A 10,102-nucleotide genomic window follows, 5' to 3' on the forward strand; every position below is an offset into this window, starting at 1 on the left:
ATTTTTTAAGTAAAGTGCGAGAATTTAATATTTTAGCAAAATATATCGGATTAGTAGTAATATTTAACAAAAAACAGGTTGAAATTATTCAACCTGTTTTTATTTAATTTATTTTTTATCTTCGATGCTTTTAGTATCCTTAGTATTATCTTTTTTTTCTGGTTTTGGTAACAAAACTTTTCTGGATAATTTAATTTTTTTCTTCTCATCAACACCTAGGTACTTCACTTCAATTATGTCTCCTAGTTTAACAGAGTCTTCGACCTTTTCTAATCGTCTCCATTCTAGTTCAGAAATATGAACGAGTCCTTCAACACCTTTAGAAAGTTCAACAAATGCACCAAAAGGTTTAATTGAAACCACTTTGGCTTTATAAATAGCTCCGACTTCAGGAACAAAAGCAATTTGCTTAATTTTTTCAACTGCTTCATCGATTTTTTCTTGATCTATCCCTGATATTTCAACTTTTCCTACCTCGTTGCTCTCTTCAATAGTAATTACTGTATCTGTATCTTTTTGAAGTTGTTGAATATTTTTTCCTCCAGGTCCGATTATAGCACCGATAAAATCTTTTGGAATTTCCAATGAAACTAATTTAGGCGCATTAGGTTTTAATTGTGGATTTGGAGTAGAGATAGTTTCCAAAATTTTACCTAAAATATGTAAACGACCTTCTTTGGCTTGGTTCAACGCTTTTTCCATGATTTCAAAGGAAAGTCCTTGAATTTTAATGTCCATTTGACAAGCGGTAATTCCATCAGCGGTACCGGTTACCTTAAAGTCCATATCACCTAAATGATCTTCATCTCCTAGAATATCGGATAAGACACTCCATTTTCCTGACTCTTTATCGGTTATTAATCCCATTGCTATTCCCGATACAGGTTTTTTAATTTTAATTCCCGCATCCATTAAAGCCAGCGTTCCAGCACATACGGTAGCCATAGAAGAAGAACCGTTAGATTCCAAAATGTCAGATACGACACGTATAGTATAAGGGGTATCTTCAGGAATAACATATTTCAATGCTCTTTGAGCTAAGTTGCCATGTCCTATTTCTCTTCTAGAGACGCCTCTTACCGGTCTCACTTCACCCGTTGAAAATGGTGGAAAATTATAGTGTAAATAGAATTTTTCTTCGTGCTGTGAAATTACATTGTCTACACGATTTGCATCTAAGGAAGAGCCTAAAGTAACTGTAGTCAATGATTGAGTTTCTCCACGAGTAAAGATTGCTGATCCGTGAGATCCGGGTAGATAATTAACTTCACACCAAATAGGTCTAATAGTTTTAGTATCTCTGCCATCTAAACGAATTCCTTCATTTAATATAAGTTGCCTAACAGCATCTTTTTGTACATCATGGAAGTAAGTTGCAGCTAAAGGTTTTTTCTCCTCTAATTCTTCTTCTGTAAATCTTGACAAAAACTCTTCTAGTATATTGTCAAATTTTTCGCTTCTTTCATGCTTATCAGATGGAGTTTTGGCAACGTCATATATTTTTTGGTATGAGAAATCTGTGATGGCTTTTCTCAGCTCTTCATCATGTGTTTCATGACAATATTCTCTTTTAGTAAGCGATTTTTCAATTTTAGCTGCTAATCTTTCTTCCGCTTCAATTTGTTTTTTGATAGCTTCATGGGCATACGAAATGGCATCTATCATTTCTTTTTCAGAAATTTCACTCATTTCTCCTTCAATCATAACAATCGAATCATTAGATGCTCCTACCATTATATCAAGATCGAATCCTTCATTCATTTGTGTAAGGCTCGGATTAATGATATATCTTCCATTTTGACGAATGATTCTAACTTCAGATATAGGTCCATTAAATGGAATATCAGTTATGCTTAAAGCTGATGAAGCTGCCAGTCCAGCTAATGAATCTGGAAGTATAGATCCATCATAAGAAATAAGTTGAATCATGATCTGTATTTCCGCATGAAAATCTTCAGGGAATAGAGGTCGTAAGACTCTATCTACCAGTCGCATAGTTAGGATTTCCTCATCCGTTGGTCTTCCTTCTCTTTTCATGAATCCGCCCGGTATACGACCTCCTGCTGAAAATTTATCTCTATAATCTACAGTAAGCGGTAAAAAATCCACTCCGGGATTTGCTTCTTTTGCAGCTACAACTGTAGCTAATAACATAGTTCCCCCACATTTGACTACAACAGAGCCATCTGCTTGTTTTGCAAGTTTTCCAGTTTCTAAGATGATTTCTCTTCCATCATCCAAGACAATTTTTTCTGTAATTGCTTTTGGAATCTCCATAAAAAATAAAAAATTTGTTAATATATTTATAATAAAGCAAAAAGAAAGTTTAATGTAATGTTAAAAATAGATAGTTACTTTAAATTTAAATAGGAAAACACCAGAGAACACTCAAGTCCATTAAAATATGAAAAGATTAATGGAATTCAGTGCTCAGTGTGCTTACATATTCCAATGACAAATAACAACCAATAATTTAAGCCCTTTTTCTTTTTGTGCTTTTTCAAAAAGATAGTAAAAGAGGCAATTTATTAATTGCCTCTTTATAATTTCTTCTACTTACGAATACCTAATTCTGCAATAATTGCTCTATACCTATTGATATCTTTTTTCTTTAAGTAATCAAGTAATTTTTTTCTTTTTCCCACTAAAGCCACTAGCGCCCTTTCTGTGTTGAAATCTTTATGATTTCTTTTTAGATGCTGGGTTAGGTGGTTAATTCTAAAGGTAAACAAAGCTACCTGTCCTTCTGCGCTACCGGTATTTTTTTCATCTTTACCGTGTTTTGCGAAAATTTCTTTTTTAACTTCTGATGTTAGATACATGCCAATATTAATTTTAATGATTATTATGTATTGAGCGGCAAATATATAACTTTTTTTGATGAAAAGAAAATAAGAGTGATTTTACAAAAAATTCACTCTTTTTATATTTTTGCTCACTCAGAGAGGTTTTTATTATTTTGTTAAAGGAGCAAATTCTAATACTACTTTACCGTCTTGAACAAATTGTAAAGTAGTATTTGTAAATACTAAAGTGCTTCTTATACCCATTAATTCTAAAAATCTAGGTTCTTGATTGTATTCTGGACATGCCATAAAAGTTGATACCATAGGACTAGGGTTATACATGTTTTCAATAAGTTCAAATGATCCATTATAGATATTACAACCTGCATTACCATTTATCCTATTTTTATCAAAATCAAAATTTAAGGTAGGAATTTCTCCTTTAAATGAATCTGTAGCTGATGTACCATCTATGGAAGTTAAATACCAAGTACCTCTTAGCTTGATTTGTAATTCTTTACTATCCACTTTTTCTGCAACATTTTTTGTGGTGTTACAACTTTGGAATGTTGTACCTAAAAATAATAAGAATAAACTAGTAACACTAATTTTAATTAAATTTTTCATATATTATCTTAAATTATTTTTTTGCTTTTTTAGCAATTTTTAACATTTTAGCGGTATATCAAATATTTTGCCAAAGTGTTAAATAAGGATAAGTTTAAGGATTAATAAGAATTAATTAACTGATTAATTTCCTTAAAGCCGCCCCCATTATATACATCTTTGAATCCTTCATTTTTTAGATAATTGACTATTTTTTCAGATCTTATGCCTGATCTACAAAAAATAATCAAAGGAGTTGAAAATTTTCGAATTATTTCAAGTTGGGATGGAATATCATTCATTGGAATAGAAATAGCACCGGGAACATATCCTTCATTGATTAATTCATCATTTTCTCTCACATCTAAAAGTGTAACAGAGCTTTTTTTTAAAAGTTCTTTTAAATTCATAATTACCAAATAACAATTCTTTCTTTTTCAGGCTTAAACATTTTATCCCCCTTTTTTACATTAAATGCCTTATAAAAGCCTTCCACATTTTCCAAAGGTGCTATAGCTCTATAATACCCCGGAGCATGAGGATCGGTTTTAATTTGATTTGCTAAGGCTTCCTCTTTAGCTTTGGTTCTCCAAATAGTTGCCCAGGATAAAAAATATCTTTGTTCCGGTGTATAATTTTCAATCTTACCCGGATTACCTTTGTCTTTTAGATATAATTTCAATGCATCATATGCTATAGCGACTCCACCTAAATCGGCAATATTTTCACCTAATGTTAATTTTCCATTTATATGTAAACCCGGAATAGGTTCATAGGCATTATATTGTGCTTCTAGCGCCTTGGTTGCTGCCTCAAATTTCTCTTTATCCAAAGGGGTCCACCAATCTTTTAAGTTGCCATCGCCATCGAATTGAGATCCACTGTCGTCGAATCCATGAGATATTTCATGGCCGATTACAGCACCTATTCCGCCGAAATTAACGGCTGCATCAGCTTTATAATCATAGAATGGTGGCTGTAATATGGCAGCAGGAAATACAATTTCATTGTAAGAAGGATTATAATATGCATTTACTGTCTGAGGAGACATAAACCATTCAGTTTTGTCTACCGGTTTGCCTATTTTATTTTTATCTCTGTTATAATTGAAAACAATAGCATTTAGTTGATTTTGGAAAAAAGATCCTCCTTCCTGTAAAGATTGTATTTCTAAATTGGAATAGTCTTTCCATTGATCAGGGTATCCTATTTTTACAGTAAATTTATTTAGTTTATCCAAGGCTTTTTCCTTTGTGGATTGGGACATCCATGTTAAGTCTTTTATATGAATGACAAAGGATTTTTTTAAATAATTGATAAGCTCTTTTGCATTTTCCTTTGCTTCTTCGGGAAATACTTCGGCTACATATAATTTTCCGAATGCTTCACCAACTAGTGAATTGATGCGGCTAAGCGCACGTTTTTCAATGGCTCTTTGCTCCACTTGTCCACTTAATGTTTTGCCGTAAAAATCAAAATTAATGTCATCAAGTTCTTTAGTTAGACAGTCTCCTGCATATCTTAGAATACTGACTTTTATAAAGTCTTTTAGTAAGCTGATATTTTGTGGATTGATGTTTTTATCTAAGTTTTCAAAGTATTTTTTTTCAGGTATTATAATGGTATCTACTTGTACTCCAAGCTGAGAAAGATACTTTTTTAAGTTAATATTCTTCGATAATTTGGATAAATCATTCAATGAATAAGGATTATTTTGGAGTTGAGCATTTCTGATTTGCTCTACAGTCAGAAGATTAGAGGCTAATTTTGTTTCAAATAAAACAATATCTGCCGCGGTTTTATCTGGGTCATTATGTCCGATTACTTTCAATAATTTTGATAAATAGATCTTGTATTCTTGTAATGTTTTTTTTGACTTATCATCATTTTTTTGATAATAATCTCTACCCAAGCCTAAAGATATATCATTTAAATATACAGCGTTTACATTACTATTATTTAAATCTGATTGGACGCTGTATGAATAAAACGGATTCATTCCCAAAGGAGTAAATTCAATAAGTAAATTTTGTAAATCTGAAAGATTTTTAATTTTATCAATCTTCGATAAATAGGGAAGAATAGGAGAGATTCCCTGTTTATTTCTTTCTTCCATATTTATAAATGAACTATATAGATCTTTAATTTTTTGACCTTCAGAACCTTTGGGATAAGTTTGAATGATAGATTTTTTTAAAATACTTAGCGATACAGAATCGGTAAATTCCCGCAATTGATCAAAACTTCCCCATCTGGAACGATCTGAAGGAATTTGAGCATTTTTCATCCAATTTCCGTTTACATAATTATAAAAATCATCTTGCGGTCTTATTTTTTTATCCATGTAATTTTCATTAATTGCATGATTTTGCGCATGCATCCCACTCAAAGGGATAAGCGCTGTTGCAATAAATACTATAAATTTTCTCATTAATACAAAGTTAATTATCAATCAAAAATAGTTAAAAATACTCATATAAGTTATTTTTAACAAAATTTTAAAATGAAGTAAAATAAGCAATGTGACTTTTATTTTTTATTTTTGTATAAAATTAATTCTTGTTAAAAATATTTTTACAATTAAGCCAATGAGTGACCCTATTTTATACTTAAGGAATGCAAATATTTACCAAAAGAACTTTTTAGTTTTAAGTCAGGTTAATACAAGTTTAGAAAAAGGAGAATTTTATTATCTTATTGGTAAAACTGGAAGTGGAAAAAGTTCTTTGTTAAAGATATTATATGGAGATATTCCTTTGCTCGAAGGTGAGGGGAAAGTTGTCGATATTGATTTGGTTACTTTGAAGTATAATGATATTCCAGTTTTAAGGAGAAAATTAGGAATAGTCTTTCAAGATTTTCAACTATTGACGGATAGAAGTGTAGAAAATAATTTATTATTTGTCTTGAAAGCGACCGGATGGAAAGATAAATATGCTATTAATGAAAGAATAGAAGAAGTTTTGCAAAGTGTTGGAATGGCAACAAAAAAGCATAAAATGCCTCATGAGCTTTCGGGAGGTGAGCAGCAACGTGTCGCAATTGCAAGAGCATTATTGAATCATCCCGCTCTCATTTTAGCAGATGAGCCGACCGGAAATCTTGATCCTGAAACTTCTAACGAAATAATGACTTTGCTTAAAGGTATTGCACAACAAAATCATTGTACAATACTTATGGCTACTCATGATTATTCAATGATAAAAAAATTTCCGGCAAAGACTATAAAATGTGAGAATGGTAAAATTTATCACGGAGATTCTAACGAACTTTTTCTCTAAAAAATAAAAATTTAAATTATAAATATTTTTAGATGATTTCTATTCTTATTCCGGTTTATAATTATTCAATTGTAAATCTAGGAAATGAATTACTGATGCAGGAAAATAAACTAGATGTTCCTTGTGAAATAATATTTTTTGATGATTGTTCAACCAATGAAAAAATAAAAAAAGAAAACCAATTATTTTGTAAAAATAACAATATAGCCTATCACGTTTCAAAAAAAAATTTAGGAAGAGCTGAAGCGAGAAATTCTTTGGCTGAATTAGCAAGATATGAATGGTTGTTATTCATGGATTCTGATGTCTTTCCTGTTCGACAAGATTATTTAAAAAAATTTATTTTGTCGATTAGCCCTACAGGTCAAGTTTATACCGGAAATATTTTATACAGAAGAGATGTTAGCGAAAATTATAAAAATAATTTGCGTTGGAAATATGGTATTAAATATGAAGAAAATTGTATTAAAAATGACAATAGATCTAAGTATTTGTATTTAAAATCTGCCAATCTAATGGTTAGAAAAAAAACTTTTAAACATAATTTTTTTCCTGTTTTAAAATATAACTATGGATACGAAGATACAATGCTTGGATTAAGCCTTGAAGAAAAAGGAGTTAAATTAGAAATTATTCACAATCCGGTTTATCATGATGGATTAGAAACCAGTCAAGTTTTTTTAAATAAAACCGAAGAAGCAATTAGGAATTTAGCAGAATTAATTCGGGAAGAGAATAATTTATGTAAAAGAATTAAAATAATTAAATTATATTATTTATTAAAAAAACTTAATTGTGTTAAATACGTTAAATATTTGTTTGAAAAAAATCGTAATTCAATGAAAAAAAAACTTCTATCTGAGAATTCAGATGTAAGAATTTTTCAATTATATAAATTTGGATATTTGTGTTATTTGCTTGCTTTATAAAATATGTTTAATAAATTGGCTTCTTGAGCTTCCCAATTATATTTTTCTGAAGCTTTATCTAAATTATCTAGATAGTAACTTTTTCCTTTAGCTATAATTAAATTAATTTTTTCAGAAATTTCACGGGCGGAATGTTCAGAGATAACTTCTCCTATTTGATCTTTATTTATAACTTTTTTTATTTCCGGAAGATAAGTTCCTAATACGGGGATTTTTGCATGGATATAATCGAATAATTTATTGGGAAGAGCATAGCGATAGCTTAAGCCACGGTCTTCTTCTAAACTTAATCCTAAATCAGCCATAGGGGTTATTAATTTTAATTGTTCAGAAGGTATTTCTCCTAAAAAATAAACTTTATTTTCAAGATTTAATTCATTAGTATAATTTTCATATTTTTTTCTTAACGATCCGTCTCCGATAATCCAAAATTGAATATTATCAACAAATTTCATTGCCTCAATCATTTTATCAATACCCCGAGAGAAATTAATGACTCCTTGATATAACAAGATTTTTTTATTTTGAGGATTTTTAGGTAAGTCAATGGTTATATGTAATTCTTTATTTGGTTTTGTATTGATTAACGGGACATTTTTTATTACTATAGGACGATTGCCATAGTTTTTTTCAAAAAAATCCGCATAACCTTCGCTTACTGTGTAAAAGTGTTTAATTTTAGGAATGATATATCTTTCAAGTTTCTTCCATATTTTTTGTGAAAACCTCCCTTGCACGGATGGAAGCTCAGAATATATTTCGTGACTATCAAAGACCAGAGGGATACTTTTTATTTTAGAAACCAAATAGTTAGGTAATAGAGAATCTAAATCGTTAGCTAATAATATTGTATTTTTATCAGATCGGAAAAGTATATGCCAGAATAATTTTAGATTAAACTCAGAAAATAATAAAAACTTTTTTTGGAATACAAGATTGAAACGGCGAGTAGGGTAAGGTCTTTTTAGCGTAGGCAATCCATATAAATTTGTTCCGATAATAAAAATTTCATAACCTTTTTTGAATAAAGAATTACAGACTTTTTCTACTCTTTGATCTGTAGATATATTATTAATTACCGAAACTAATACCTTTTTTTTATTTATCATTCCTGTACAAAATTAAATATAAATCCAGATCAAAAACAATATATTTGTAAATTATCTCATATTTGGCAATGCAGCAAAAATTGAATATTCTTTTTCTACCCTATTGGCTTCCATCAAAAAATAATCCTAAAAATGGTAATTTTATTTTACGGCATGCTGAAGCAATTGCAACCTTACATAATATAACTATTCTTTATGTTGAAAGAGATGATACTTTACTAGAAAAATTTAAAATAAATATTGATAAAAATCATAATTTACTTATTATAAAAATATACTATAAAGGGCATTCTTATAAAGTTATTAATTACTGGAAAAAATTTAGAGCATATACTAAAGGTTTAGGACTTATTAAAAATATTGATTTGATTCATATTCATGTGCTATATTATTATGCTTTTTTGGCTTTATATTTTAAAATAATAAAGAATATAAATTTTGTAGTGACGGAACATTGGACCCGTTGGATAACTAAAGATAATAGCCTATCTCGTAAATTTTATTGCAAGATGATGAATATAGTTTGTTCTCAGGCTTCTTATATCCTTCCGGTAAGTGAAAATTTAGCGGATTCAATGAAAATGCAAGGGATCAAAGGGAAATATAAAATTATTCCTAATGTTGTAAATACCCAGGTTTTTAAGCCTACTAATAATAAGCCTGAAAAAAATATCTTTCTTCATATATCAAACCTTGTGGATGATCATAAGAATATTACTGGGATTTTAAATGTATCTAAAAAATTGGCAGAATCAGGATATAAATTTATTCTTAAAATAGGTGGAGACGGAGATAACACAATGATAAAAGAATTTATAAAGAATAATAAATTAAAAAATTATATATCGACTTTTGGCCCTTTAACTGAAAATGAAGTTTCATATAAAATGAGAAATGCAGATATGTTAGTGATGTTTAGTAATAAGGAAAATCAACCTTGCGTTATCAATGAAGCTTTTTCTTGTGGTCTTCCTGTAATCTCAACTAATGTTGGAGGAATTACAGAATTTTTTCCAAAAAATTTCGGAATTATTATCGAAAAAGGAAATGAAAATGATTTGTATGAAGCAATGGCAAAATGTATTAATGGTAAAGTTGAATTTGCAAAACCTAAGGATATGCATCAATATGCAATAAATCATTTTAGTATACAAATTATAGCCAAAGAATTAGAAAAAGTATATAGTAAAGTTTTGCAATAAATAAAATTTTTAATGATAAAAAATATTCTATCGTTTTTAAATGAATTTAAAAAAAATAAAGGAGGGTATATTGCTATTTCTCAGATTGTAAGTAAGTCTGCCATGATAGTCAATTCTTTCTTTATTGTTAGAATGCTTACAAAAGAAGAATTTGGATCAGTTTCGTTAGCCTTATCTATTTTGTCTTTT

9 protein-coding genes are annotated in these 10,102 nt (G+C 29.5%); 3 read left to right on the plus strand and 6 right to left on the minus strand.

Annotation, left to right across the window (positions count from 1 at the left end; translation table 11 throughout):
* Positions 1 to 108 precede the first annotated feature (108 nt).
* The 5 genes from pnp to M3Z80_RS07740 all read right to left on the minus strand — a co-directional run bounded on the left by pnp (position 109) and on the right by M3Z80_RS07740 (position 5,823).
* On the minus strand, positions 109 to 2,277 hold the full coding sequence (pnp, locus tag M3Z80_RS07720; RefSeq protein ID WP_293918967.1) for a polyribonucleotide nucleotidyltransferase: 2,169 nt from the start codon (positions 2,275 to 2,277) through the stop codon (positions 109 to 111).
* Positions 2,278 to 2,552: 275 nt separating this feature from the next.
* Positions 2,553 to 2,822, minus strand: a complete 270-nt coding sequence (rpsO, locus tag M3Z80_RS07725) for a 30S ribosomal protein S15 (RefSeq protein WP_293918968.1) — start codon at positions 2,820 to 2,822, stop codon at positions 2,553 to 2,555.
* A gap of 132 nt (positions 2,823 to 2,954) precedes the next feature.
* Entirely contained in the window at positions 2,955 to 3,413 is a 459-nt protein-coding gene (locus M3Z80_RS07730) for an META domain-containing protein (RefSeq protein WP_293918969.1), read from the minus strand.
* 101 nt (positions 3,414 to 3,514) lie between these two features.
* Positions 3,515 to 3,802, minus strand: coding sequence for a rhodanese-like domain-containing protein (locus M3Z80_RS07735; protein WP_293918970.1), 288 nt, complete (start codon positions 3,800 to 3,802; stop codon positions 3,515 to 3,517).
* 2 nt (positions 3,803 to 3,804) lie between these two features.
* The gene (locus M3Z80_RS07740) at positions 3,805 to 5,823 is read right to left on the minus strand and encodes a M13 family metallopeptidase (RefSeq protein ID WP_293918971.1); all 2,019 of its coding nucleotides are present in this window, start codon (positions 5,821 to 5,823) and stop codon (positions 3,805 to 3,807) included.
* Between the two features lie 157 nt (positions 5,824 to 5,980).
* Here M3Z80_RS07740 and M3Z80_RS07745 point away from each other — a divergent pair, with 157 nt between their 5' ends.
* Together M3Z80_RS07745 and M3Z80_RS07750 are read left to right on the plus strand one after the other, a co-directional pair.
* A complete protein-coding gene (locus M3Z80_RS07745) occupies positions 5,981 to 6,673 on the plus strand; it encodes a cell division ATP-binding protein FtsE (RefSeq protein WP_293918972.1) in 693 nt (230 codons plus the stop codon).
* Between the two features lie 32 nt (positions 6,674 to 6,705).
* Complete coding sequence (locus tag M3Z80_RS07750) at positions 6,706 to 7,602, plus strand: glycosyltransferase family 2 protein (RefSeq protein ID WP_293918973.1); 897 nt, start codon at positions 6,706 to 6,708, stop codon at positions 7,600 to 7,602.
* Here the strand turns inward: M3Z80_RS07750 and M3Z80_RS07755 are convergent.
* On the minus strand, positions 7,584 to 8,711 hold the full coding sequence (locus tag M3Z80_RS07755) for a glycosyltransferase (protein WP_293918974.1): 1,128 nt from the start codon (positions 8,709 to 8,711) through the stop codon (positions 7,584 to 7,586). The two genes, M3Z80_RS07750 and M3Z80_RS07755, sit on opposite strands and share 19 nt — an antisense overlap.
* Positions 8,712 to 8,779: 68 nt before the next feature.
* Between M3Z80_RS07755 and M3Z80_RS07760 the strand changes: the two genes are divergently transcribed.
* Positions 8,780 to 9,913, plus strand: coding sequence for a glycosyltransferase family 4 protein (locus tag M3Z80_RS07760; RefSeq protein ID WP_293918975.1), 1,134 nt, complete (start codon positions 8,780 to 8,782; stop codon positions 9,911 to 9,913).
* Positions 9,914 to 10,102: the final 189 nt, after the last annotated feature.

Origin of the sequence: Apibacter sp. (assembly GCF_025291155.1) — a bacterium.
In the GTDB taxonomy this organism is placed as follows: Bacteria; Bacteroidota; Bacteroidia; order Flavobacteriales; family Weeksellaceae; genus Apibacter.